The organism is Eisenbergiella sp. OF01-20 (assembly GCF_003478085.1).
Lineage (GTDB): Bacteria > Bacillota > Clostridia > Lachnospirales > Lachnospiraceae > Eisenbergiella.
Genome location: NZ_QUES01000025.1, coordinates 61928 through 86110 on the forward strand (window position 1 = coordinate 61928; position 24183 = coordinate 86110).

Sequence of the window (24183 nt, forward strand, 5' to 3'; positions counted from 1 at the left end):
ATCATTGATAAAATGGATATTCCTTCTTTCGGAATACCTGTTGACTCTGCCTTTGGGACATAGTTTATACTATTTTCAAAGGGAGATGAGCCAATGCATATACTCGCACAATTGTTAAAAAAGCATGATCTTCTGACACTTACTGCGCTCGCCGTAAGCGGATTCGCTGCGGCTGTTACATTAGGATGGAATTTACTGCTGGGTGATATTATAAACATAATAAGCAAAGGGAAGAACGTATCGCCGGATGTTATTGTAGGTGCAGTTGTTATTATGCTTGTACTGTGTGCTGCTAATTATATAAAAACATATGTTACCGGATTAACTTGTGAAATTCTGATCCATGATTTGCGGATGGGTTATGCCAGGTACTTTTCATCACTGCCTTTGTCTCAAATGGAGCGCCTGAACACAGGGGAGCAGCTATCAAAACTGCAAAATGAGATTTCTGACGTTTCGGGATATATAAGCGGTAATTTATTTCAGTTGGTAAACGATGGCATAACTTTCCTTTTCTCGTTCGCGTGGCTGTTAATCCTAAACGTAAGACTGACATTGGCGGTAAATCTGCCGGTCATTGCCATTATGATTTATGTTTTTTATACAAGCAGGATTATCAGCAATGCTGCCTTGCGCAGCCAACAGGCCAAAGGGAGGATGAATAAATACGCGGATACCTTATTAACGTTGTTTCCCATAATACGTCTCTATGACGCAGCGGATATGATGCTTGTAAAATACAACAGGGAAGTCCTGAAATGGGAACAGCAGACGGTAAAAGTTGAAAAATTACGGGCGCGTCTTATGTCATTATCCGGCCTGTTAAGCAGCATACCGCTTATGCTCATGTTATTTATCGGGGGCGGTATGGTGATGGAAGGCACATTGGCCCTTGGTACATTGTATGTTTTCCTGAACCTGTCAGGGAACGTGTCGGGCGTGATGATGAATATGCCGGGGATTATTGCATCATTCCGGCAATTTTCGGTTCATATGAAACTCTTATCCCCGAAAATTCTTCTGGACGGGAGGGGAGGGCGCCATGAAAATAGTTATCGATAATCTAAAGTTTTCATATGGTAGGAAACGAGTGCTTGACAACATAAACCTGACAATAAAATCCGGGGAAACCGTGGGTATTGTCGGCGTGAGCGGAGGCGGCAAAAGCACTTTGTTAAAACTAATAAGCGGACTGTATGAAGTACAAAATGGCAGTATTGACATCGGCGGCTCACAATCCTCGGCCGGGCGGCGTAGAAATGTTGCCATGGTAATGCAGAATGCAATGCTTTTTCCGGCCAGTATCCGGGATAATATCTCATGCGGCCATGCGATGGAGGATGCCGTATTATATCATGCCTGCGAGTTGGCGCAGCTCTCCGGCTGGATTTCGGGTTTGCCGGATGGGCTTGATACATCGGTGGGTGAACGGGGAAGTCAGGTATCCGGCGGTCAGGCACAGCGTATTGCCATTGCCCGGGCCATTGCCAAAAATGCGCCTGTAGTTCTGCTGGATGAACCTACCTCCGCACTTGACGGGGGCACGGGCACAGCCGTGATGAATGCATTAACCGGCTTAACAAAGGGCAGAACCGTTCTGCACGTTTCCCACCAAATGGAGAGGCTTTCCGATTGCAGCCGTATTCTGCGGCTTGAAGGAGGGCATCTGCATGTGGTATGAACTGAAAAAGCTGCTGAAAATCACTGGCGGCGGTAAAAGGTTTGCCATCCTGCTTATCCTGCGTTCACCGGTTGATTTATGTATGACCGTGATACAGGCGGCTTATTTGCAGAATGCATTCAATGCGGTTGAACAAAACGACGCAGGGCGATTGCATGTTGTATGCCTTACTTTTATGGCCGCCGGTCTTTGTATTTTTCTGTACAATGGAATTGTCTGGGGTATTTATTCGTCTTTTGTTGTACGGATGGAAAGCCGGTTAAGAGTTAAGTTATTTCAGAAAATTACCAATCTTCCGTATGAGCGTATGGAAGAGGAAACGCAGGGGGAGTGGCTGACACGGCTGAACACTGATGTGCAAATGCCATTTTCCCAACCGATTCATCTGCCTCATGCAGTCAACGCGATTTTGCGGATATTGGTATCGGCTGTTATTCTGTGGATTATCAATCCCTGCGTGTTCGGATGGGTCCTGGTATTTGCAGTTCCTCACGTTTATATCAGCCAGCTTTTTGTTGGAAGTGCTATGACGGGACTTAACAAAAAGGCTCTGGAGGCTGCTGCCCGGAACACAGAGGAACTGTCTGCCCTGATTACCTGCAATGCTATTGCCCTTATTTATGACGGACAGGATTACCTGATGAAAAGATTTGAAAAAAGCAGCCTGGAATTGCTGCGTACAAAAATGAAATTATGGAAACGGCACGCTTTGAATGCCGCCCTTGCTATTCTGCCTTTCGGGCTGAGCGGGTATTTAGTCTTGCTCCTGGTCAGCGGCAGCAAGATTGCGGCAGGACATTTGACATTTGGTGATTTGACTGCCGCTTTTCAATATCGTCTCGGTGTCATAACAGGGGCTAATATGCTGATAAATTGTCTGATTTCCATACAGACAAGCATGGTGGGTATACACCGTATCAATCAAACAATGTACGAAAAAACGGAGGATTCAGATGGATGACAATTTATTGCGTATTGGTGAAATTGCGGGATTTTTTAATGTGTCGGTGAAGGCTATACGCATTTATGAAAAAATGGGAATTATCAAGCCTGTAAAAGTTGATCCAAAGACAAAATACCGTTATTATTCTGCCGATCAGGTACAGCAATTAGATGCAGTTCTTGAACTCAAGCAACTTGGGTTTTCATTGGCAGAGATTAAAAGGTTATTGGATGGCGGTATGGAGAATGAAAAATTTATGGAAGCTCTTGTCCATAAAAAAATGTCATGGCAGAATATCGTTTTTTCTGCTGAAAATAAAATCAGTGCCATCGATACCATTATTACCCGTATGTCCGCTTCCCGGCCGGTAACCAAGCTTGACGAATTAAGCAGAGAGGAACGTGCGTGGATGTTGGTAAAAATGGTATGTGTAGAAGATTTACAGGCACAAAGTGTGCTAAGTGAAGCGGTCTGGTTATAAATGATCCAGGAATAAAAAAGAAAGGATATCATTGATATGGCTGAAGGAAGAGGAAACCTGAAGTTTGTGGAAATGGTTCCATATATAGGCGCAGACCGCGGATATGAACGGGCAGAAGCGCTGGTGGTTGCGGAAAACAACGGGGCATATATCCACCATATAAATGACAAAGAATATTATACACGGATAAAACTGCAGCCAGGTATGCAGTAAAATAGATAGCTGGACGGAGTTTAAAGAGGCGGTACTGCCAGACTCCTCTTTGGGGGAAACAGTTACGTGCAATGTAGTTTAGAAGGATGCAGATAAAAGAGTGGGTGCTGCCAGGGTGGGAACCTTTGCCCTGGCGGCACCACTCTTCTTATCTGCACCCATTTAGGTATTATGCAGGAAAGCAACTCATCCTTTCCTGTTTGTTACCGGATTGTAAGAAGCATATGCTAAGGTATATCTGAGTAAGGCTACTACTCTGCCATTATCTGGTTTCAGCTGCGGCGGGGAAGCCGAAAAGAAAGGATACAGGACAAATGGAAATCGTAAGAGCGGAAAATCTGGTAAAATACTACGGCAGCGGTGACAATCTGGTAAAAGCGGTGGATCATGTTGAGCTCTCGGTAAATAAGGGAGAGTTTGTAGCGGTGGTGGGGACCTCCGGTTCCGGCAAAACCACACTTCTCAACCTGCTTGGCGGCTTGGATTACGCCGATGAGGGGACGGTCATTGTGGACGGGCAGGATATTACCCGCATGAAGGATGAAGAACTGACAATATTCCGCAGAAGGAATATCGGTTTTGTTTTCCAGAATTATAATCTGGTGACGGTACTGAATGTGGAAAAAAACATTACTCTCCCCATACGGCTGGACGGAAACCGTGTGGATGAGGAATATATCAGGGGGATTACCTCGGCTCTGGGAATTGCGGACAAAAGAAAGGTATTCCCTAACCAGCTGTCCGGAGGACAGCAGCAGCGGGTTGCCATAGCCAGGGCGATTGCCAGCAAGCCGTCCGTGATTCTGGCCGATGAACCTACCGGCAACCTGGATTCCCGTACCAGCGCGGAGGTTATGGGACTTCTGAAAATGACAAGCACCAAATTCCATCAGACGATCCTTATGATTACCCATAATGAAACGGTGGCCCAGCTGGCGGACAGGACCATCCATATGGAAGACGGCAGAATTGTGGGAGGGACGGCCAATGTTTAAAAATTCCAACAAGGAAGTCGTAAAGGAAATTGCCAGGGAGAGTATGAAGGCCCATAAGCTCAGGAACCTGACAGCCGTTTTGGGCATCATGCTCACCACGCTTCTGATTACTATGGTATGTACGGTGGGAATCAGTTTTTACGATACGATAGACAGGGGCACAGATATTACCCCCGGCCCCCTTGCCGACGGGGAAATCAAAGTGGATCTGGATAAATATGGGGAAATCAGGGATATGCCTCAGGTGGATTGGGCGGCATATGTGATTTATTGTAATGTGGGAAGTCTGCATAACCGGGAAATGGCCGGTATCAAGACAGCCCTTCTGGCACCCCAGCAGGAATATTATGAAAGAAATAAAGTGGAGCTTCTGGAAGGCCGCTTTCCGCAGGAAGCGGATGAAATCGTGATATCCGATACCTTGGCAGAACGGCTGGGCCAGGCTGTGCATACCGGGGACAGTCTGGTGCTTCATCCCGTCATTCGGGAGGACGGGGAGCAGGTAGAAAAGGAAATTCCGGTGACTATTACAGGAATTGTAACCTCTCCCATCAGGGGGCTGGCCCACACATATGAAGAAATATATACTTCTGAGGCTTTTCCCGCAGCGTATGCGCCCCAGATGCTGCAGGAGCCGGCCGGTATCTATGTGAAGTTCAAAGAGGGGGAAATCAGGGACACCGTTCCCGGGGAATTATATGATATTGCAGAAAAAGTGGGTGCTTCGGGCGTGCAGTATCGGATGGATAATGGTTTTACCACACTGTATCTTCTGGTGGTGCTGTTGTTTGTCATTATGATCATGTTCTGCGGCTATTTGCTTATTTATAATATATTCTATATTTCAGTGGTAAATGACATCCGCTTTTTCGGGATGTTAAAGACAATCGGCACCACCGGAAAGCAAATCCGTTCCCTTCTCACCTGGCAGGTGGCGCAGCTGACAGCAGCGGGAATATCGGCAGGGCTTATTTTAGGTTATCTGGTGGGGCTGCTGGCTGCGCCGGCGGTTCTTGCCGGTACGAATTACAGAGATTTTTATCAGAATACGGCAAATCCTATGTTTTTTGTTTCCGCAGCCTTTTTCTCCCTGCTTACCGTGTACATCAGCGGGAGGAAAGCATACCGCCTTGCCATGCGGATTTCGCCGGTGGAGGCGGCTAAGTACCGGGAAAAAAGAGCGGGAAGGAAAAAGCTGTGGTCCGCCGTTTCCTTTGCCTTAAGCGGGATTATTTTCCTGGTTGCTTTTACCCTCCCTATGGGCTACAATGTGGAAAATATGGTGAAGCGTTACCACACCGCCGACATCCGGGTACGGCAGGACGCCATGATCTGGGGCAGTGAAGAGCCTTATCAGCCTGTGAAGCAGGAAATGATAGAGGAGCTGCAAAGCCTGCCGTTTATTAAAGAAACGGCGCTGTATTATCGGGCCAGGGACTGGGATATCAACGAACAGGGCGGCTGCAGTGCCGGGTATGGGCAGATAAAAATGACGGATGAACTGCGCGGGGAGTTTATTCGATGTCAAGATTTGGGGAACGGCTGGATGAGTGAAGCCGAAAATGGTGATATCCGACTTTCCATCTGGGGATTTCCTGCGGATAAGCTTCATCTGGAGGAGGAAAATATCCGTATCCTGGAAGGCAGCCTGGATGAGGAGAAATTTGCCACCGGAAGATATGTGATATATAACCAGGGAACAAACCAGAACCGGAGAGAACAAGGGATGATTCATGCAGGGCAGGTGCTGCATTTATCTGTATATGATCCGGACATGGAGCAGTATGTGGATAAAGAAGCCGAAGTCCTGGCGGTGGTGGAGCGGGTTAATCCGTTTCCTACGGGTCTGCTGGCAAGCGCTGCGCTGTCTTTTCCGGACATGGTATTTAAAGAAATATATTCCGGATATCCGGATATGGTGAGTGTTCTTGAAGCAAACGGGATACAGGAGCTGACAAAAGCAGAATATAAGCAGGTGGAGGAAGCGGTGCAGGGCAGCTTTAATTATCAGCTGACGATAGAATCCAAGGTCATAAGAAGAGAAGAGACAAAGTCGGAAAAGGCTTCCATGATCCTTCTGGGACTGTTTTTATCCGGTGTGTTCGGCATGATCGGGATCTGCAACGTGGTTAATACCCTGGTAACCGGCGTGCTGTCGCGTAAAATTGAATTTGCCGCCATGCAGTCTGTGGGAATGACCAGGAAGCAGATGAGGTGGATGCTGTGCAGGGAAGGGCTGCTGCTGAGCGGGGCCAGTGTGCTTGCGGCCATACCGCTGGGGGCTTTTTTCTGTTCGGTGCTGGGAAAAGCTATCCTGTTTGTTTCCGGTTTCTCAAAGGGGATTTTTGCCGCCGGCTGTATGATACTTCTGGCGGTCATGTGCCTGGTTTCCCTTGCGGTGGCGGTGCTGCTCACCCGATTCCTCACACGCAGGCCGGTGGTGGAAAGGCTGCGGGAGGCAGAATAAGGAGGGATTATGTATGGCCCGGATACTTGTTGTGGAGGATGATGCTGTCTTACGGGACGGTATTGTGTTTGCCCTTACCAGAGAAGGCCATCAGGTCAGAGCGGCGGAAAGCCTTGCCGGAATGATGGAAAAGCTGGCGGAACCGGTGGAGCTGGTAATTCTGGATGTGAGCCTGCCCGACGGGGACAGCAGGGATTTTCTGCCCGGTTTTCGGAAAGGGAACGGAGTGCCGGTTATCTTTTTGACAGCAAGGAATACGGAAAAAGATATGATTGCGGGCTTCGATGCCGGAGCGGACGATTATATAACAAAGCCTTTCTCCGTCCCCCTCCTTCTGCGCAGAATACAGGCCGTACTGAACAGAAGCCTGCGGCAGAACAGCTGTATGTATTACAGCGGTGAGCTGCGCTACGATTTTGCCGCAAAGGAACTGGTTATAGGGGAAAAACAGATTTTACTCACTCCTACGGAAATACGGCTGCTGGAGGTTTTCCTGAATAACCGCAGACAGGTCCTGACCCGGGAAATGCTTCTGGCCCGTGTATGGGATGACAGGGAAAGTTATGTGGACGAAAAAGCGCTGGCGGTAAACATCCGGCGACTTCGGGAAAAAATAGAAGAGGATCCGGGAAATCCGTCCCGGATCAGGACGGTATTCGGAATCGGCTATAAATGGGAGGAGTTATGAATAAAAGGGCAGACGGAAAACGGCTGTGGGGAGGAAGCAGAACAGGAGGGAAAAACGGGCCGGAGGAGGGCATAAGGACAGAGGGGATTGATACGGTCATCCGGCTGATCCTGGCCGGACAGGTACTGATATCTGCGCTGTTCCTGTTTCTTCTTTCCCTGTTTCCGGCAGGTGTATGGTGGCTGGCAGGCGGATACGCCGTCCTGGAATGCATTCTTGTATTCCGGGGCTTTTTGTGGCTGTCCGGTTATGTGAACAAAAGCCTGTGCCTGGCGAATGATTGTGTACAGGAATTAATTGACGGGCATTGGGAAGAAGGGAACGTCCGGCTTTTTTTTGATCCCCGGGAGGATACCCTGACCGGAAAGCTGCAAAACCAGATATATAAGCTGTATGAAATCATGAAAAGCCATGAGGAACAGGAGCAGGAGCTTAAAATGAAGTTAAGCGGCCTGGTGGCGGATTTGGTGCATCAGATGAATACGCCTCTTACCAATATCCGGATGTATTGTGATTTTCTGCTGATGCCGGATCTGGAGGAATACAACAGGAAGCGGTTTCTTGACAATATAGCCAAGCAGGCGGAAAAACTGGGATGGTTTGGGGAAGGCTTTGAAAAGGCAGCCCGGCTGGAGACGGATATGATAACGGTTCAGCCCAGAAACCAGCCGCTTTTTCCGATTCTCCTGGAAGCGATAGGACAGGCGGCACCCAAAGCGGAACGGAGGGGGAAGGAAATCCGTCTGGAGGGAGAGCGGGATATCCGGGCCAGGGTGGATGGGAAATGGACGCTGGAGGCCGTGTTTAACCTGCTGGACAATGCCATAAAGTACGGGGAGGAGGGCAGGGAAATCCTGGTTCGCATGAGCGTTTATGATTTGTATGCCTGTATAGAGGTGTGCAGTGAAGGCAGCCGGATTCCCGAGGAAGAAAGAAATGCGGTATTCCAGAGATTCTACAGAGGAAAACAGGCAGCCATGCTTCAGGAAGGCGTCGGCCTGGGACTTTTTCTTACGAGGAAAATCATTACGGATCAGGGAGGCTATGTATCCGTAAGCAATTACGGGGAGAACGGGAACTGCTTCCGGATTTATGTAAGACGGGAAGAAGTTCCGTGAGAAGAGACGGGAAGCTCCGGTTTTTCCACGGAACTTCTTGTTTCCATGGAACACTTCGTTTCCATGGAACGCTGTGCGTCTGTCTCCAGAGCATTATATTCGATGGCAAGGGCATCATATATTTTGTCAAAGGTGGCAAAAAACTGTTCCAGCTCGTCATCCGCAATACGGGATAAGGCACGTTCCACAAAAGCGCTGAGTGTGTGGAAGGCTTCTTCATATATTTCGGTTCCTCCGGGAGTCAGGCAGACGTACGTATTGCGGCGGTCGTTTGTCTGGCTGTTTTTTTGTATCAGTCCCTTTTCTTCCAGCTTGCGCAGACATCTGGACATAGTGGGCACGGATACATGGAGTTTTTCCGCCAGGCCGGAAATCAGGGTATTTTCCACGCCTTCCCAGCGGTTGGATTCGTAAATGGTGGACAGCGTAATCAACTCGCTCTCCGGCAGGGGCATGGGAAGGGCGCTCAGCTTAAAACGATGGAATTTGCAGATTAATTCAAAGGGTATTCTTTTCGATTCGGACATAGTTTCCTCTTTTCAACAGGGAACCGGCAGGCCTTGAAAACACTGCGGGCTGACGGCATGTAAACTGTAACAAGTATAGCACGTTTACCGCTGATTTTATAGTTTTTTAATTGACTTCTCTCAGTGAGAAAGCTAGAATGAGAAAGCAAATAGTTAGCAAGGCTAAGTAATCAGGATAAAGAGGTACAGTTATGAAAAGAAATTACCGGATGAGAAGTCTGGCGGTTCTGCTTACGGCAGCCCTGGTTTTGGGCGGCTGCCAGAGCAGCGCGGATACGGAGGAAACAGAAGCTGCGGATACATCCCTTGCTGTGGAGGCTGCAGCTGTGGAGGTGGGTGATCTTGCGGTATCCAGTACATTTATCGGTACGGTAAGCCCCCAGGAACAGGTCAGCATCATTCCCCTTGTTTCAGGGGAGGTGTCGGCCGTCCATTTTGAGGTGGGGGATCAGGTCCGGGCCGGGGATGTGCTGCTTCAGATCGATGACGAAGCGGCCCGGCTGCAGCTGGAATCAGCCAGGCTTACCAAGGAGGGTGCGGAGCTTTCCGCCCAGAGGACCCTGGGGTCCAGCCAGGTTATGAGCAATCTGTCCATGGAAAGCAATATTAAGAACATACAGTATCAGATTGATATGGCAAAAAAACAATATGATACGGCAGGTACGTCGATAGACGACACCCGGCAGAAAAAAGAAGATATGAAAAGCGCCCTGGATAAAATCAACGACAGCATCGATGATATGGAATCCAATTATAACAGCATGAAGAGTATGGCTGTTACCGCCAAGCAGTATGTCTATCAGGATGGAAACGGTGTCTGGAGATGGATAACGGAGCCGGAACCCAACTGGGGAGAAGAATATGAGACGGAGCCGTCCACGCAAAGCCCATCCACAGGGGACACATCCCAGGGAAGTACGCCTGCGGACAGTTCGTCGGACGGAAGCGGAACAGGAGCCGCAGGGACCAACGGCGGTCTGAATGGGCAGGGATCGGCCTCTTCTGATAACGGCGGTGCCGATTCTTCCACGCAGAATCCGGGGGAAGAGAAGCCGGAAGAGGAGGAACGGGAAGAAGCAGGCAGTACAGGTGACGGCAATACCGATAGTACAGGAGAGACCGGAAGCGGTGAAACAGGAAGCGGAACCGCCGGATCCGGAGATAATGGAAGCCATGCGGGCAAACAGGAAAACGGGACGGCGGAGAGCACGGCAGTACAAGAAAACTTGTCGGTTTCCGAAATCCCGTCGGTTTCCGAAAGCCCCTCTCTTCCGGAAGGCGCCTCCGGGGAAGGCCCGAAAGCCAGGGGCGTGGCTTTTTATACAGGAAAGGCAGCTTCTCTAGGGAAAGGTGGAAGGCAGGAAGCGCGGGGGGAGGAACCGGAGTTTATGCCGGCTGTTGCAGGCACAGGCAGGGCGGGGGAATACCGGGTAATCCTGGTAACGGCAGGAACGGACAGCGGAAAGCCCCACAAAGGCAGCTATGAAGATTATCTGAAAGCAAAAGAAAAATACCAGAGGAATCTGGCGGTGGTTTCCCAATTCAAATCCGCCGGCTATACGGCGGCGGATGTGGGAGAGGGCAGGCTTGACAGCAGCCTTGCCACGTATGCATCCCAGATTGCATCCATGAAATCCCAGGCATCCACGCTGGAGGGAAATATGTCATCCATAGACAGCAGCATTGATTCCGCGGAAACCTCGCGTTCCACAACAGGCGATACGATTGACTTCTATGAGGAAAACCTGAAGGATGCCCAGGTGCAGTATGGCATCCAGAATGGACAGGCCTATCAGGATACGGCGGCGGCTCTGCAGAACCAGATCGCATCCTCCGATGTGGGGATTAAGAGTGCCCAGATGCAGCTGGAGAATTACACGCTCACCGCCCCCATATCCGGCGTGATTGAACAGAAAAATGTGGATGACTTCGGTATGGTAAGTGCGGGGAATCCGGTCTATGTCATTTCCAACAAGGATTCCATGACGGTTACCTTTTATGTGAGCGAGGCGGTTAAGAACCAGTTTGTTACCGGGGAAAAAATTACCCTGGAGAGAAACGGGGAAACCTTTGAAGCTGTGATTACCCAAGTGGGGCAGTCTGTGGACTCCAGAACCGGCTTGTTTGAAATCAAGGCGGCAACAGAAAATACGGCTCTTTCCAATGGAGTAACGGTGAAAATCACCGCGGATACCTACCGAACCTCTTCGGCTATGCTGCTTCCCTACGATGCGGTTTATTATGAAGGGGAGCAGGCCTATGTATTTTGTGTGGAAGACGGGACCGCAAGAAAAACACCGGTGGAAACCGGACTTTACAATGAAGATAAAATAGAAATCCTGAACGGTCTGTCCTCTGACAGCATCGTGATACATACCTGGTCCTCCCAGCTGACGGATGGCGCGAAAGTACGTCTGGTAGAAGGGGAGGCCGGAAAATGAACCTGACTAAATTAGCACTGAAGCGGCCGGTTTCCGTTATCCTCATCATTTTGTCCCTGGCGGTTTTCGGGCTGGGATCTATCCCGGGCTTCAAGATGCAGCTGACACCGGATATGGATATGCCCATGCTCATCGTTATGACCACCTATCCCGGCGCGGATCCGGAAAGTGTGGATGAGCTGGTGACCAAGGTGGTGGAGGATTCCGGTTCCACCCTGAATGGGATTGATTCCGTGACCTCCCAGTCCGCGGAGAATGTATCCATGGTAATGTTCAGCTATGAATACGGCGTGGACATTGACGACTGCTATGCGGATCTGCGGACTGCCCTGGATACGGCCAGCCTGCAGCTTCCCGACGATGCCTCCTCTCCGGTAGTGATCGAGCTGAATATGTCCCAGTCCGCGGATATGATTCTGAATGTCCGGGCGGATGGGAATCTGGATCTGAAAAAGACGCTGGAGGAAACGCTGGTTCCCGATATAGAATCCATAACGGATGTGGCGCAGGTGGATGTTTCCGGCGGGACCCAGGATTATATCCGGGTTCTTCTCCGGGAGGATATGCTTAAGCAGTATGGGCTGAATATGGCGGCGGTAGCCAATTATCTGGGGGCCGTTGATTTTACCGTCCCTGCGGGCAGCGTGAAGCAGGGCAGCCAGGACATATCCGTCAGTGCGGCCATGGAATTTAATACGGTACAGAAGCTGGAACAGGTCCCGGTTATCACGGCTTCCGGCAGCGTTGTCCATTTGTCTGATATCGCGGAAGTATCCATGGCAAAGGAAAAGGCGGATACTGTCAGCAAAAGCGACGGAATGGAAAATATCAGTATTTCCATCCAGAAAAAGCAGAGCGCCAGCGTGGTGCAGGTGACGCGGAAGATTGAAACGCTGGTGGCTTCCTATATGGAAAAAAATCCCGGCATTGAGATAGGGATTGAATACAATTCCAGCGATATCATTACGTCCTCTCTCTGGTCCGTGGGAAAGACGCTGATAGCGGGCGTGCTGATTTCCATGGCGGTTCTTTTCCTCTTTTTCGGGGATTTCAAGGCCAGCCTTATTGTGGGAAGCTCCATGCCGGTATCCATTCTGGCGACGTTAATCCTGATGAGTATGATGGGATATTCCATGAACATCGTTACCATGGGATCTCTTGTTATCGCTATTGGTATGATTGTGGATAATTCCATTGTTGTTATCGAGAGCTGTTTCCGCAGGAAGGACAGTGAGGAAAGCTATTGGGAAGCGGCACTGAAGGGAACCAAAACGGTAACTATGTCCATCATTGCCTCCACTATCACGACCATCGTGGTTTACCTGCCCCTTGCAACGGTGGACGACCTGGCCGGGCAGCTATTCGGCCAGCTGGGATTTACGATAGTATTTGCCATGGTGTCATCCCTGATATCCGCTATGACCCTGGTTCCTTTGTTTTACCTCCTGTTTAAGCCCAGGGAAAAGAAGGACATTCCGGCAAACCGTATCCTGGAGAAATTCACACAGTTTTATAAGGGCTTTCTGCGGAAGCTTCTCCATAAAAAATGGCTTGTCCTGGGAGTGACCGCTGTTCTGGTAGCCGCGGCAGGACTTATGATGACCCAGGTTAATATGGAATTGATGCCGGCATCCGATGAAGGGATCGTGGAGGTGGCTGCGTCCTTCCGCCCGGGTACCACGTTGGAATCCAAAGAGTCCGCAATGGAGATGCTGGAAGCGCTGGCCAAGGCAGAGCCTGATGTGCGTTCCTACAGCGTCACGATAGAGAGCGGATCCACCGCCAGCATGCGGGCTTATCTGAAAAGTGACAGGGAACTTACCACGGCTGATGTGATAGAGAAATGGAACCGGGATACCAGGGATTATACGGATATGGAACTGGAAATTGCCTCCGGCGGAAGCAGTATGGGAAGCGGTATGATGTCGTCCTCCACCACAGAAATCGATCTGCGCGGGGCGGATATGCAGGTGCTGAAGGCGGCGGCCTTACAGGCCCAGGCGGCGATGGAGCAGGTGGACGGGGTTATCAAGGTTACCTCCTCCGCCCAGGACACCAGCACCGCGGCAAAGCTGGAAATCGATCCCATGATGGCTATGCATTACGGAATGACTCCGGTGCAGGTGGCAGGCAGCATCCGTAATATCCTCAGCGGGACGGATGTCCTTACGGTTACAAAGGACAGTACGGAATATGAGGTCAGACTGGAATATCCGGAAGGTCTCTATGACAGTATGAACAGCCTTATGGATGCCACACTCACGAACAGCCAGGGAATCCAGGTTCCCGTCCGGGAAATCGCCCGGGCGGTATATACGGATGCGCCCCAGACAATCATGAAGGTGGACGGACTTTACCAGATCAGCCTTACAGCCGCCACCACCCAGGAGGCCAGGTTTACGGCGCAGGATAAGCTGAATGAAACGGTGAGATCCCTTGCACTTCCCGGAGGCGTGGAGGTTGCCCAGGATATGGTGACGGAAATCATGAATGAAGAGTTCGGGGTTTTGTACCGTTCCATTCTGATAGCCGTATTCCTTGTATTTCTTGTCATGGCTATGCAGTTTGAATCTCCCCGGTTTTCCTTCATGGTCATGATGTGCATTCCTTTCAGCCTGGTAGGCTCTATTTTCCTGCTTTTTATTGTGGGAGCCACCATAAGTATGGTATCATTAATGGGATTCCTGATGCTTGTGGGAATTGTGGTAAATAACGGTATTCTTTATGTGGATACGGTAAACCAGCTGCGGCAGGAAATCCCATTGGAGGACGCCCTGGTTGACGCCGGTGCCATCCGGATCCGCCCTATCCTTATGACCACGCTCACCACCATTCTTTCCATGGTGCCTATGGGAATGGGAATCGGAAGCAACGGGGAAATGATGCAGGGTATGGCTCTGGTTATTATCGGCGGACTGGTGGCGTCCACGCTGCTTACGCTGCTGCTGATGCCGACCATTTACCTGATTATTGATAAGAAAAAACGGAGAAAGCTGCATGTGTATGAAGCGCAATGATATCCTTATCATTCATGGTACGGACTATAAGAACATGACGATACGTCTGCTGGAACAGGCAGGGCTGGCGGAACTCATCGGGGACAGAAATAAAAAAATTGGTATGAAACCCAATCTGGTGGTGGCAAAAGAGCCCTCCCGGGGGGCAACAACACACGCGGAGCTTCTGGAGGGCGTCATTTGTTATCTGCACGATAACGGCTTCCGGAATATAACCATAATGGAAGGTTCCTGGGTGGGAGACAGTACGCCCGCCGCCTTCCGGGCGGCAGGCTATGACCGTATTTCCCAAACGTATGGGGTTGCGTTCAAAGATCTGCAGACGGATACCTGGAAAACCTACAACGCCGCCGGCATGGACATCCGGATCTGCGACAGTGCCATGGAGGTTGATTATATGATCAATATGCCGGTACTGAAGGGCCATTGCCAGACTACGGTGACCTGTGCGCTGAAGAACAACAAGGGGATAATTCCCAATTCGGAAAAGCGGCATTTTCATACCATGGGACTGCATAAGCCTATCGCCCATCTGAATACCATCGCCAGAAATGATTTTATTCTGGCGGATAATATCTGCGGGGATCTGGATTTTGAAGAAGGAGGGAACCCGGTGGTGATGAACCGCATCCTGGCCTTCCGAGATCCGGTGCTCTGTGATTCCTTTGTATGCGAAAGCATGGGGTATTCCCCGGAAGAGGTGGAATATATCATGCGGGCCGGACAGCTGGGTGTGGGCAGTACGGATACAGCCTCGGCCAATGTGGTGTATCTGAATGAGGATTTATCGGACAAGTCCAGGTTCCATATGACCGGCAGGGTGAAAAAACTCGCCTCCTATACGGACAGCAGGGATGCCTGCAGCGCCTGCTTTGGTTCCCTGATCTATGCGCTGGACCGCCTTCAGGAGCGGGGAGAACTGAAAAAAGGCCTGCCTCCGCTTGCTATCGGACAGGGACATAAAGGGAAAAAGGGGGAAATCGGCGTTGGCCGGTGTACCGCCTGTTTCGCAAAATCCCTGAAGGGATGTCCGCCGAAAGCGGTGGATATGGTGGAATTTCTGGAAAAAGAATGGATATAAGACACAGCCCGGAACGGCCGGTGTACTCCCAAATGGGGGAATACCCGCTGTCCCGGGTTCTTTATTCCCGCGGGCCACGAGCCAAACGGAGACACTTGCAGAGAACCGGAGGTTCTCTTGTCCCCCTGACGGAAAAAATCCGCCTTTGTTTTGCTGAAAAAAATTTTTATTTTGTGTAACGAAATTTTTTCTGCAGGCTCTAATAAGTAGAAAGGAGGTACCGGATATGCAGGAACAAAATGAGATAGAAGGTCTGTACCGGAAATATTACGGAGACGTTTACCGGTATCTGCTGTCCTTGTGCCGTAATTGCCATGCGGCGGAGGATCTCAGCCAGAATACCTTTCTCAAGGTGATATCGGGAATCCGGGGCTTCCGCGGAAGCTGCTCCGTTAAGACATGGATTTTTACCATTGCCCGGCATGAGTATTATCACTGGCTGCGGGCGAATCCGCCTACGGAGGAGCTGACGGAAACAGCGGCCGGCAACGGGGATATTCCGGAACAATGCGAGAACAGGGAACAGGCGGCGGCTATTTTCAGTTATATTGATTCTCTGGAAGAACCGCACCGTTCCCTGCTGATACTGCGGCTTGTGAATGAATTTTCCTTCCGGGAAATCGGGATGATGCTGGAAAAAACAGAAAACTGGGCCAGAGTAACCTTTATGCGTGATAAATGCAGGTTAATTCGGTATCTGGAGGAAATGGAAAACAGGAGTCAGGGAAAGGAGAACGGGAACGTATGAGTGAAATTACATGCAGTGTAATACAAGATTTACTGCCTAATTATGCAGAAGGCCTTATCTCGCCGGAAACGGCGGCCATAATCAGGGATCATCTGGAAAACTGCCCGGAATGCAGAAGGCTTTATGAGGACTGCCAAAAACCGGTGGACCTGCCCCGGCCGGAAGAAATCAAAGCGGATAAAAAAATCATCCGTAAGATTTGGCTGCAGTCGCTGTGGTATCTGTTCTGGCCGTGCCTGTATGCCGTTTCCCTGAAGGCCGGGTGGGAAAAACAGATCCTGATTGCTTTCGGTATTTTTGCATCGGCCATATTTGCCGCGCTGTTTGAGTACCCGGCATATGATATCTATTTTGATGATGATAAGAAAAAAGAGTATTATGTTAAGGAAGGAAAGCAGCTGAAGCAGGGAAACGGAAACTGGCTGGTAAGAAATCTCGTATGGCTTCTGCCCATTATCGTACCTATGCTGGTGGAATTGGTATCCAGGCTGTTTGCCGTCTGATCTATTCCGTAATCCAAACTTTGCAGGTGCCAAATGGCCCGCTGTCCGTGCGGCGCTCCCGGGGCTGAAAAGGATTTTCGCAGATACCTTTCAGATTATGGAGATGAGACCAGTCAAGTGCGTCAGCCTCATCTGACACACTTGACGTCTTTGGGCTCATCGGAATGCCCAGTCTGATGGATCTGCGAAAATCCTTTTCAGCCCCGGGAGCGCCGCACGGACAGCGGGCCATTTGGCACCTGCAAAGTTTGGGTTACGGAACAAAAAAGAAAATCCCGGAAAACAAGGAAATGTTCTTTCTTTTTCAGAAGGAGTAAAGTAAAATGGAAAGAAAGACGTAACTGTGTAACAGTTCTGGCAGGTCTGCGCCTTTACTGCGCAGACCGTGAGAAAACGTGGTGGAAGCAGGCATCCGGCTCATCGCGAAGCGATTTCATTGGCCGGATGCGGTAACAGTTCAGACTTGTCTGAACTGTTACTAACTGTAAAGATATGGATCAGTTGCAGGAAAACAAACGGGAGGTATATTATGAAAAGGATCAATTTGGGACAGACCGGTTTACAGGTACCGGCGGTGGCGGTAGGATGTATGAGGCTGGGGGATTTGGAGCAGGCGGAAGCGGACAGATTCCTTGCGGCGGCTATAGATATGGATGCTGTTTTTTTCGACCATGCAGATATCTATGGGGCAGGTAAATGTGAGGAAATGTTCGGGAAATTCCTGCATGGGAATCCGGGCAAGAGGGATAAGCTTTTTTTGCAGTCCAAATGCAGCATTATTCCCGGCGTGATGTTTGATTGTTCCAAAAAACATATCCTGGAGGCGGCGGACGGTATTCTGAAACGCCTGCAGACCGATTATCTGGATGTGCTCCTTCTGCACCGGCCGGATGCGATTGTGGAGCCGGAAGAGGTGGCTGAGGCTTTTGATACATTGGAGAAGTCAGGGAAAGTCCGCTATTTTGGCGTCTCCAACCATAAGCCTTCCCAGATCCGGCTTCTGAAAAAATATGTAAAACAGGAGATTGCGGTGGATCAGCTTCAGTTCAGCATCCCCAATTCCAATATGGTGGCAAATGGATTGGAAGTAAACATGCTTTCGGAAGGGGCTGTGGACCGGGACGGAAGTGTGCTGGATTACTGCCGCCTGAATGACATTACCATCCAGACCTGGTCTCCGTTCCAGTATGGATTTTTTGAAGGTGTATTTCTGGGAAGTGAAAAATATCCGGAGCTGAATAAGATCCTGACGGAGCTGGCTGAAAAATATAATACGACAGATACGGCTGTCGCAGCTGCCTGGATTATGCGTCATCCGGCAGGTATGCAGCTTGTGGCCGGGACTATGAAGACCTCCCGGCTTCTGGAAATATGCCAGGCCTCCGAGATCGTGCTCACCAGGGAGGAATGGTATCGGCTCTATCTGGCAGGAGGACATATTCTGCCTTAAAAAACAGAAGGAAGCAGTGTAACCGGAAACAGACGTATTTATCCAGTTTATGCGCCCTGACGGGAATGTATGTCAAATTTCGGAGACGGGAATATACTAAAATAAAAAGAGAAATCACTATGCTTCAGATTTTAGTATTATGTCTGGCTCTCTGCATGGATGAGTTTGTGGCCAGTATTGCCTATGGAGCGGGCGGTATAAGCATCAACTGGAAGGAAAACGGATGTCTTAACGGGATATGCAGCGCCTGCCTGGGCGCTGCCTTGTGTTTTGGAACCGTCCTTCAGGCCATGGTGCCTGAGGAGCTGACGAAAGCAGTATGCTTCACCAGCCTTTTTATTCTGGGGGCAATCCGGCTTGCGGATTCTTTAATTAAAAATTATATCAATCATCACTGTGAAGTGCGTAAGGATATTCATTTTTCTTTTTCACAGTTAAAATTCATTATTAGCATTTATGGGAACCCCACGGCGGCAGACAGCGATCATTCCCATACGCTTTCCATGAGGGAAACGGTTTTTCTGGCGTTTGCCATGTCGATTGACAGCCTGGTGGCAGGAACCTTCGCCGCATTTCTGCGGCTCAATATTCTGCTCACAATGCTGTCCGTCTTTCTCATAGGCATGTGCGCCATGTCGGTGGGACAGATGTTCGGGCGGAAGGTTGTTTCACGTCTGCGGTGGGATTTATCCTGGCTGAGCGGCGTACTTTTTATTATACTCGCTTTTTCCAAACTGAAGGGATAAGCAGCCGGGGGAAACCATAGCGGCACCGACTTTTTTCTATACCCAGTTGTACAGGAACACAGGAAAAGGATAATACTTCGGTAAGGCGGCAGATATGCCGCTTCACTGAAGTTATTTGTGTTATTTCGTAAATGTTTTGGCTTTCAGGCTGGATGGTACAAGTTCCCGCCTGGAACGGAAAGGCGGGAACTGTTGTGAAAATAATGATTACGGGGGCGGATGGCTTTGCCGCATCGAGAATGATAAGGGCATGGCAGGACAGGCATGAAATTACGGGCACGACACGCAGCATGCTGGATTTTACCGATGGGGACGGGACGTGCCGGAAGATAAGGGGACTATCGCCGGAACTTGTGATCCACTGCGGAGCGGTCTCCGATTTGGCGGTCTGCGACAGGGAGCCTGAAAGTTCCCGGAAGGTGAATGTGGAGGGTGCGGAGAATGTGGCGGCAGCCTGCCGGGAATCGGGCAGCCGTATGGTGCTTTTCAGCACCGATCAGGTATATTTCGGAGGCGGGGAACAGGGGCCGCACCGTGAGGAGGAGCCTCTGTCACCCCGGCGACTGTATGGAAAGCAGAAACTGGAGGCAGAGGAAAGGTGCCGGAAGGTGCTCCCGGATGTGGTGATACTCAGGATGAGCTGGATGTTTGATTATGATAAGAACCGTCCCGGGGAGCACGATACTCTGGTAACCAGCGTCAGACAGGCGCTGCGGGAGGGAAGCCGCCTACAGTATCCTGTTTATGATTTCCGAAGCATTACCTACGTGGGGGAAATGATCCGCCATCTGGAAAAAGCGATCCATCTTCCGGGCGGTATTTATAATTTCGGAAGCCCGAATGAAAAAAGTACCTATGAAGTGGCGGAGGAGCTTCTCCGGCTGCTGGGATATGATGCAGATCTGCTGGCACCCAATCAGGAGGCCTTCGCAGACAAACCCAGGGATCTGCGCCTGAGCCAGGATAAGCTGCTGTCCTACGGTATCCGGTTTGAGGATACACAAGAAGGGCTGAAGGAGTGCCTGCTGCATAAATCAAGTTTCGGTTCACTCCGTGATCAGTAATTAAATCGTAACGGTTCAGACGGCCCTTTGTGTCCTGCGGCATCCCCCCCCTCCTATTCCCTGGGGCGGCGGTGCTGCAAGGATTCCTGGAAGGGGCGTCTGAACCGTTACATTAAATCATACCAAAAACAATTTATATGCGGATTTTTGTTGAAGCCGGGAGGAGAGTGTATTATACTGTGAATAGCGCTGTCCGGACCGGGCACTTGCCGGGCGGCATCCGTGGGGAACGAATTGAAACCGGTGTTTCACATAATACAGAAAATTATATGCATGAGTTCACGTTTGTTTCACATTTATCAGGTATAATACCTGACAGAGATAAAAGGAGGAATTCTTATCATGTCTAACAACAAGCAGACAGAAGAAAAGAACGAAAAGGTCATGACCAAATATGACCGTAAAATGGAAAAGAGGAGAATCGAGGAGGAAAAGGAGCGAAAAGCGCAGAAGCGTTTGAAGATAGGGAGTATTGCGATTCTCGCGGCAATCGCTGCGGCGATTGTAATCTCCATCGGTTTATCCGCCTATAATAAGTACAGTGCCCTGCACAATGCTTATATTAAAATAGGCGATCATGAGATTACCAGGGTGGAATATGATTATTATTACAATAATTCGGTAAACAGTTACGTTTCCATGTATGGTTCCCTGCTGTCCTATATGGGGCTGGATACCACCTCTGATTTTTCCAAGCAGCAGTATACGGATAATATGACCTGGAAGGATTATTTTGATCAAATGGCGGTCAGCCAGATAACCCAGGTTAAGGCGCTTGTGGATGATGCGGCGGCGCAGGGCTTTACCTATGATGCGGCGAAAGATATGTCAGCATTTGATACCCAGATCGCGGCGCAGGCGGAAACCGAATCCATTAGCCAGGGAGAGGTTTATACCACTCTTTACGGCCAGTACGCTACGGAAGAAAGAATCCGGCCTTTTGCAGAGGAAAATATGCTTGCCACCGCTTACTTTGAACATCTGACGGAAATCAACAAGCCCGGGGATGATGAAGTGCAGGAATATTACGAAGCGAATAAGAACAGCTATGATAAAGTGGACTACAGAAGCTTCCCGTTCAGAGGGGAAGCAGCGGAGGATGCTTCGGAAGAAGATATCGCCAAGGTTATGGACGAGCTGAAGGGGAAAGCCGAAGCTATGGAAAAGGCGGTAAAGGCCGGTGATGATTTTGAAGCCCTCTGTGTGGAAAATGCTATCGAAGATCAGAAAGCGCTCTATGGCGGAGAGGACGGGGAAGGAAGCCTGACGGAGGGCGGATCCTACTCCGCAGCGCCGGCGGCTATTGCAGACTGGCTGTTTGAGGAAGCGCGTAAGGAAGGGGATACCACAATTCTTCCGGATGAAGCCAATACCAATTATTATGTGGTGGAATTCATCAAAAGAAGCAACGATGAAGCGGCTACCAACAGCTCCATTTCCAGTACGCTTGCCAACGAGAAGGCCGGTGAATATATGAACGGGCTGACGGAGAAATACGAAGTGACGGATGTGGCAGGGGACCTGAAATATCTGACGATACCGGAAACCAGCACCGAGACGGCAGAGGGTACGGAACAAGCCGGTGATGAAACGGGTGCCGCGGCAGAAGAAAGCACGCAGACTACAGAGACGGAAAGCGGCACTGCGGCGGAATAAGCATCAGGACGGAATAGGAAGAAGAATAAAAACTGCGGCTGCGCCTTACATGGCGGGAACCGCAGTTTTTTTACGGGATTTACTCTTTATCCGGGACGAAGGATCCTCCATTCAGTACGGGATAAGGCGTACCCTGGCTTTCTGTTGCTACTTTTATGGTACCGTGGATAACCTTGTTGTTTGTGATATCGTATAAGGTGCAGCCAATTTCCTGTCCTTTCATGGATTCTGTAATTTTTGTGGAATCGGTAAGGAAAAGATTGTAGGTGCCGCCTTTTTTGTCAAGTCTCCAGCTGCGGCCCGTCATATTGATGCCCTGTTCTTTCAGCTTTCCTTCGATCACTTTGGCAAAGGAACTATACTCACCATAGCCCCCTGTTGAAATCGCTTCCGAATTAATGGAGGTTCTGCTGCCGTTAAAATACTCGTCGAGACTTTTATAGTTGCAGCCGCTGATATCATCAAAGGAGAGATTGCCCAAAACATCCGCAAGCTTCTTCACCTCTATCTGTTCTTCGTCATGTTCGCTGCAGGTTACGGTAACGGTTTTATAATTTTGATCAAAGGTACAGGTATAAAACCCTTTAGAGGTGCACACACCGGAATAAACGCCGCCGTTAAAAATATCGGCCTGTTTATCCAGAGTTCCATTATGTTCCTTGATAATAGCCTCCAGAAGCTCACGGGCTTCCTCCGCATGACCGGGTTCCTTTTCCATCGCTTCTATCTGGTATTCCTTCATAATATAGCTTACATCCACCCGGCACTGGACTGCCTTGGCTTTATAAATATATTTCGTCACCTGGGGAACTATGATTGCCAGCAGAATTCCAAGGATTACAATCACCACAATCATTTCCACCAGGGTAAAGCCCAACTTATTACCGAAAGCTTTTCTTTTGTCCATTGTTACATCCTCTCATTATTTCCACCATTATAATTCATTATTGAAACTTTTCCTGGTTTTGTCAAGGAAGGAAAGGGATTTTGTCTTAAAGAAAAAATAAGAAATCCTTTCCGCCTCTCCCCTGTTCCCCCATAGAAGGAAATAGTATAATAAAAGAAATGACATATCCGGGAGGTTCTAAAGGTGAGAAAGGAAAAGAGCATTAAGAAAATACCCGATTCGTTTTCAGATCCGGACCATGCGGAACGCTGGCTGGAAGAAAATGCGGCCCGGGGATATCTGCTTATGCGTATATGGGGAAAAAAAGCGGTTTTTATAAAAGAAAAACCGGTAAAAACATCATATATGCTGGTCCCTATGGATCCAGACGGCGTAAAGGCACCTGCAGATCAGGGCGAAGAATATAAAGAATTCGGCTGGGAATACGTGACACAGCTCGGACGTATGGTGCTGGTGCTGCGGGGCGTGCCGGGAACGTGCGAGCGGGTGCAGCTGTTTGCAGGGGAAACGATGTTCCGGAAACTGAAAAAGAGGCAGCGCGGCAGGGTATGGGGAGCTTTTTCGCCCTTCCTGTTCTGGCTTGTCTGGTTCCTGTTTTCGTATTATATCCAGGGATATGGGTTCCTTCTGCTCTTTGTAAAAGGGGCAGCCTGGGTGATTTTTCTGGCAATGGGTCTATGCGGCCTTCTGCAGCTGCAAAGCGGAGAGGAAGCCCGGATAGCAGAACAGCTTCTGGAAGGGATCCGCGGCCGGTCCGGTACCGGAGCGGAATCGGGCAGGACGGTATACAAAGTCCTTCTGACAGTCTTTTCCTTCAGTCTGGTGCTTGGGATTGCAGGAGGTATCCATTACTGGGGCGGCCGGATGAAAACCGTTTATACCGGCAGGGTATCGGAGAGCGCATGGGAGGAAGACACCCCCCGGACGCAGTCCTTTCTGAAAAAGAATCCATCCTGGAAGGAACTGTCACCAATGCTGCTGCCGCTTTCCCTGCTGGAGGGGGAACCGGACATGGAATACCAGACCCGGGATTATAAAGGGGAGGAGCTGGAAAGCTACTCTTGCGTCAACCGCTTCCTTTTAGCGCCGGTGCAGGCGGAGACGATGCAGTATGGCGTGTGGGAGCCGCAGGGGGCTGCCCGGGAGAGTACCCTGAAACTGGAGTATTACCGTCTGGCTTCCCCAAAGCTGGCCGCGCCTCTGATGCGGGAGCTGGGACGGTATTATATGAAGTGGAATAAAGGCTGGGTGCCCGAAAGGGTGGAAAGCAGTTATTTTGATGAACTGGTTATCCATGACAGAGGGCTGCATTATCTGTTTGCCCGGAAAGGAAATCAGGTGATTATGGCTTATTATATCGGCGAAGAGAACCTGGCGGATCATCTGCCGGAATTGGAACAGCTGGCGGAGAAGCTTGCCGGCGGATGAGGACGGGCTGACCGCATAGGAAAAAAAGA

Annotated in this window: 21 protein-coding genes; 19 read left to right on the forward strand and 2 right to left on the reverse strand. The window is 49.8% G+C overall.

Features of this window, described 5'->3' with window-relative positions:
- Positions 1 to 93 precede the first annotated feature (93 nt).
- The 9 genes from DXA36_RS22935 to DXA36_RS22970 all read left to right on the forward strand — a co-directional run bounded on the left by DXA36_RS22935 (position 94) and on the right by DXA36_RS22970 (position 8586).
- Entirely contained in the window at positions 94 to 1062 is a 969-nt protein-coding gene (locus DXA36_RS22935; RefSeq protein WP_118681762.1) for an ABC transporter transmembrane domain-containing protein, read from the forward strand.
- Complete coding sequence (locus DXA36_RS22940; protein ID WP_118681763.1) at positions 1043 to 1681, forward strand: ATP-binding cassette domain-containing protein; 639 nt, start codon at positions 1043 to 1045, stop codon at positions 1679 to 1681. Before DXA36_RS22935 ends, DXA36_RS22940 begins: the two co-directional genes overlap by 20 nt.
- Positions 1671 to 2642, forward strand: a complete 972-nt coding sequence (locus tag DXA36_RS22945; protein ID WP_118681764.1) for an ABC transporter transmembrane domain-containing protein — start codon at positions 1671 to 1673, stop codon at positions 2640 to 2642. Before DXA36_RS22940 ends, DXA36_RS22945 begins: the two co-directional genes overlap by 11 nt.
- Positions 2635 to 3105 (forward strand): MerR family transcriptional regulator, encoded by a 471-nt coding sequence (locus DXA36_RS22950; RefSeq protein ID WP_118681765.1) that lies wholly within the window; start codon positions 2635 to 2637, stop codon positions 3103 to 3105. Before DXA36_RS22945 ends, DXA36_RS22950 begins: the two co-directional genes overlap by 8 nt.
- Positions 3106 to 3141: 36 nt before the next feature.
- Entirely contained in the window at positions 3142 to 3318 is a 177-nt protein-coding gene (locus tag DXA36_RS33105) for a hypothetical protein (RefSeq protein ID WP_182479221.1), read from the forward strand.
- A 314-nt stretch (positions 3319 to 3632) separates the two neighbouring features.
- Positions 3633 to 4313 (forward strand): ABC transporter ATP-binding protein, encoded by a 681-nt coding sequence (locus DXA36_RS22955; RefSeq protein WP_118681766.1) that lies wholly within the window; start codon positions 3633 to 3635, stop codon positions 4311 to 4313.
- Positions 4306 to 6780: an ABC transporter permease gene (locus DXA36_RS22960; protein WP_182479222.1), complete on the forward strand. Its 2475-nt coding sequence runs from the start codon at positions 4306 to 4308 to the stop codon at positions 6778 to 6780. The genes DXA36_RS22955 and DXA36_RS22960 overlap by 8 nt, the downstream gene beginning before the upstream one ends.
- A gap of 13 nt (positions 6781 to 6793) precedes the next feature.
- Positions 6794 to 7468 carry a response regulator transcription factor gene (locus DXA36_RS22965; RefSeq protein ID WP_118681768.1) on the forward strand — a complete coding sequence of 225 codons (675 nt, stop codon included), beginning with the start codon at positions 6794 to 6796 and terminating at the stop codon, positions 7466 to 7468.
- Positions 7465 to 8586, forward strand: coding sequence for a sensor histidine kinase (locus tag DXA36_RS22970; protein ID WP_182479223.1), 1122 nt, complete (start codon positions 7465 to 7467; stop codon positions 8584 to 8586). The genes DXA36_RS22965 and DXA36_RS22970 overlap by 4 nt, the downstream gene beginning before the upstream one ends.
- On the opposite strand, the gene DXA36_RS22975 is transcribed toward DXA36_RS22970, so the two are convergent.
- A complete protein-coding gene (locus DXA36_RS22975; protein WP_118681770.1) occupies positions 8559 to 9113 on the reverse strand; it encodes a MarR family winged helix-turn-helix transcriptional regulator in 555 nt (184 codons plus the stop codon). The two genes, DXA36_RS22970 and DXA36_RS22975, sit on opposite strands and share 28 nt — an antisense overlap.
- A gap of 191 nt (positions 9114 to 9304) precedes the next feature.
- Here DXA36_RS22975 and DXA36_RS22980 point away from each other — a divergent pair, with 191 nt between their 5' ends.
- The 9 genes from DXA36_RS22980 to DXA36_RS23025 all read left to right on the forward strand — a co-directional run bounded on the left by DXA36_RS22980 (position 9305) and on the right by DXA36_RS23025 (position 21819).
- Positions 9305 to 11554, forward strand: a complete 2250-nt coding sequence (locus tag DXA36_RS22980) for an efflux RND transporter periplasmic adaptor subunit (RefSeq protein ID WP_118681771.1) — start codon at positions 9305 to 9307, stop codon at positions 11552 to 11554.
- Positions 11551 to 14571 carry an efflux RND transporter permease subunit gene (locus DXA36_RS22985; RefSeq protein WP_118681772.1) on the forward strand — a complete coding sequence of 1007 codons (3021 nt, stop codon included), beginning with the start codon at positions 11551 to 11553 and terminating at the stop codon, positions 14569 to 14571. The genes DXA36_RS22980 and DXA36_RS22985 overlap by 4 nt, the downstream gene beginning before the upstream one ends.
- The gene (locus DXA36_RS22990) at positions 14558 to 15652 is read left to right on the forward strand and encodes a DUF362 domain-containing protein (RefSeq protein ID WP_118681789.1); all 1095 of its coding nucleotides are present in this window, start codon (positions 14558 to 14560) and stop codon (positions 15650 to 15652) included. Before DXA36_RS22985 ends, DXA36_RS22990 begins: the two co-directional genes overlap by 14 nt.
- A 226-nt stretch (positions 15653 to 15878) precedes the next feature.
- The gene (locus DXA36_RS23000) at positions 15879 to 16400 is read left to right on the forward strand and encodes an RNA polymerase sigma factor (protein WP_118681774.1); all 522 of its coding nucleotides are present in this window, start codon (positions 15879 to 15881) and stop codon (positions 16398 to 16400) included.
- Positions 16397 to 16903, forward strand: coding sequence for a zf-HC2 domain-containing protein (locus DXA36_RS23005; protein WP_182479224.1), 507 nt, complete (start codon positions 16397 to 16399; stop codon positions 16901 to 16903). The genes DXA36_RS23000 and DXA36_RS23005 overlap by 4 nt, the downstream gene beginning before the upstream one ends.
- A 529-nt stretch (positions 16904 to 17432) precedes the next feature.
- Positions 17433 to 18353, forward strand: a complete 921-nt coding sequence (locus tag DXA36_RS23010; RefSeq protein WP_118681776.1) for an aldo/keto reductase — start codon at positions 17433 to 17435, stop codon at positions 18351 to 18353.
- Positions 18354 to 18472: 119 nt separating this feature from the next.
- On the forward strand, positions 18473 to 19099 hold the full coding sequence (locus DXA36_RS23015) for a manganese efflux pump (RefSeq protein ID WP_118681790.1): 627 nt from the start codon (positions 18473 to 18475) through the stop codon (positions 19097 to 19099).
- A 203-nt stretch (positions 19100 to 19302) separates the two neighbouring features.
- Positions 19303 to 20163 (forward strand): SDR family oxidoreductase, encoded by an 861-nt coding sequence (locus tag DXA36_RS23020; protein WP_243114722.1) that lies wholly within the window; start codon positions 19303 to 19305, stop codon positions 20161 to 20163.
- A gap of 342 nt (positions 20164 to 20505) precedes the next feature.
- On the forward strand, positions 20506 to 21819 hold the full coding sequence (locus DXA36_RS23025) for a peptidylprolyl isomerase (RefSeq protein ID WP_118681778.1): 1314 nt from the start codon (positions 20506 to 20508) through the stop codon (positions 21817 to 21819).
- A 79-nt stretch (positions 21820 to 21898) separates the two neighbouring features.
- Here DXA36_RS23025 and DXA36_RS23030 read toward each other — a convergent pair whose 3' ends face one another.
- Positions 21899 to 22726, reverse strand: coding sequence for a prepilin-type N-terminal cleavage/methylation domain-containing protein (locus DXA36_RS23030; protein WP_118681779.1), 828 nt, complete (start codon positions 22724 to 22726; stop codon positions 21899 to 21901).
- Positions 22727 to 22909: 183 nt separating this feature from the next.
- Here DXA36_RS23030 and DXA36_RS23035 point away from each other — a divergent pair, with 183 nt between their 5' ends.
- Positions 22910 to 24154: a DUF2812 domain-containing protein gene (locus DXA36_RS23035; protein WP_182479226.1), complete on the forward strand. Its 1245-nt coding sequence runs from the start codon at positions 22910 to 22912 to the stop codon at positions 24152 to 24154.
- Positions 24155 to 24183: the final 29 nt, after the last annotated feature.

What these genes read in the sequence shown, in the direction of transcription:
- DXA36_RS22935 (WP_118681762.1), top strand. Translation starts at nt 94, where the DNA reads ATGCATATACTCGCACAATTGTTAAAAAAGCATGATCTTCTGACACTT.
- DXA36_RS22940 (WP_118681763.1), top strand. Translation starts at nt 1,043, where the DNA reads ATGAAAATAGTTATCGATAATCTAAAGTTTTCATATGGTAGGAAACGA.
- DXA36_RS22945 (WP_118681764.1), top strand. Translation starts at nt 1,671, where the DNA reads ATGTGGTATGAACTGAAAAAGCTGCTGAAAATCACTGGCGGCGGTAAA.
- DXA36_RS22950 (WP_118681765.1), top strand. Translation starts at nt 2,635, where the DNA reads ATGGATGACAATTTATTGCGTATTGGTGAAATTGCGGGATTTTTTAAT.
- DXA36_RS33105 (WP_182479221.1), top strand. Translation starts at nt 3,142, where the DNA reads ATGGCTGAAGGAAGAGGAAACCTGAAGTTTGTGGAAATGGTTCCATAT.
- DXA36_RS22955 (WP_118681766.1), top strand. Translation starts at nt 3,633, where the DNA reads ATGGAAATCGTAAGAGCGGAAAATCTGGTAAAATACTACGGCAGCGGT.
- DXA36_RS22960 (WP_182479222.1), top strand. Translation starts at nt 4,306, where the DNA reads ATGTTTAAAAATTCCAACAAGGAAGTCGTAAAGGAAATTGCCAGGGAG.
- DXA36_RS22965 (WP_118681768.1), top strand. Translation starts at nt 6,794, where the DNA reads ATGGCCCGGATACTTGTTGTGGAGGATGATGCTGTCTTACGGGACGGT.
- DXA36_RS22970 (WP_182479223.1), top strand. Translation starts at nt 7,465, where the DNA reads ATGAATAAAAGGGCAGACGGAAAACGGCTGTGGGGAGGAAGCAGAACA.
- DXA36_RS22975 (WP_118681770.1), bottom strand. Translation starts at nt 9,113, where the DNA reads ATGTCCGAATCGAAAAGAATACCCTTTGAATTAATCTGCAAATTCCAT.
- DXA36_RS22980 (WP_118681771.1), top strand. Translation starts at nt 9,305, where the DNA reads ATGAAAAGAAATTACCGGATGAGAAGTCTGGCGGTTCTGCTTACGGCA.
- DXA36_RS22985 (WP_118681772.1), top strand. Translation starts at nt 11,551, where the DNA reads ATGAACCTGACTAAATTAGCACTGAAGCGGCCGGTTTCCGTTATCCTC.
- DXA36_RS22990 (WP_118681789.1), top strand. Translation starts at nt 14,558, where the DNA reads ATGAAGCGCAATGATATCCTTATCATTCATGGTACGGACTATAAGAAC.
- DXA36_RS23000 (WP_118681774.1), top strand. Translation starts at nt 15,879, where the DNA reads ATGCAGGAACAAAATGAGATAGAAGGTCTGTACCGGAAATATTACGGA.
- DXA36_RS23005 (WP_182479224.1), top strand. Translation starts at nt 16,397, where the DNA reads ATGAGTGAAATTACATGCAGTGTAATACAAGATTTACTGCCTAATTAT.
- DXA36_RS23010 (WP_118681776.1), top strand. Translation starts at nt 17,433, where the DNA reads ATGAAAAGGATCAATTTGGGACAGACCGGTTTACAGGTACCGGCGGTG.
- DXA36_RS23015 (WP_118681790.1), top strand. Translation starts at nt 18,473, where the DNA reads ATGCTTCAGATTTTAGTATTATGTCTGGCTCTCTGCATGGATGAGTTT.
- DXA36_RS23020 (WP_243114722.1), top strand. Translation starts at nt 19,303, where the DNA reads ATGATTACGGGGGCGGATGGCTTTGCCGCATCGAGAATGATAAGGGCA.
- DXA36_RS23025 (WP_118681778.1), top strand. Translation starts at nt 20,506, where the DNA reads ATGTCTAACAACAAGCAGACAGAAGAAAAGAACGAAAAGGTCATGACC.
- DXA36_RS23030 (WP_118681779.1), bottom strand. Translation starts at nt 22,726, where the DNA reads ATGGACAAAAGAAAAGCTTTCGGTAATAAGTTGGGCTTTACCCTGGTG.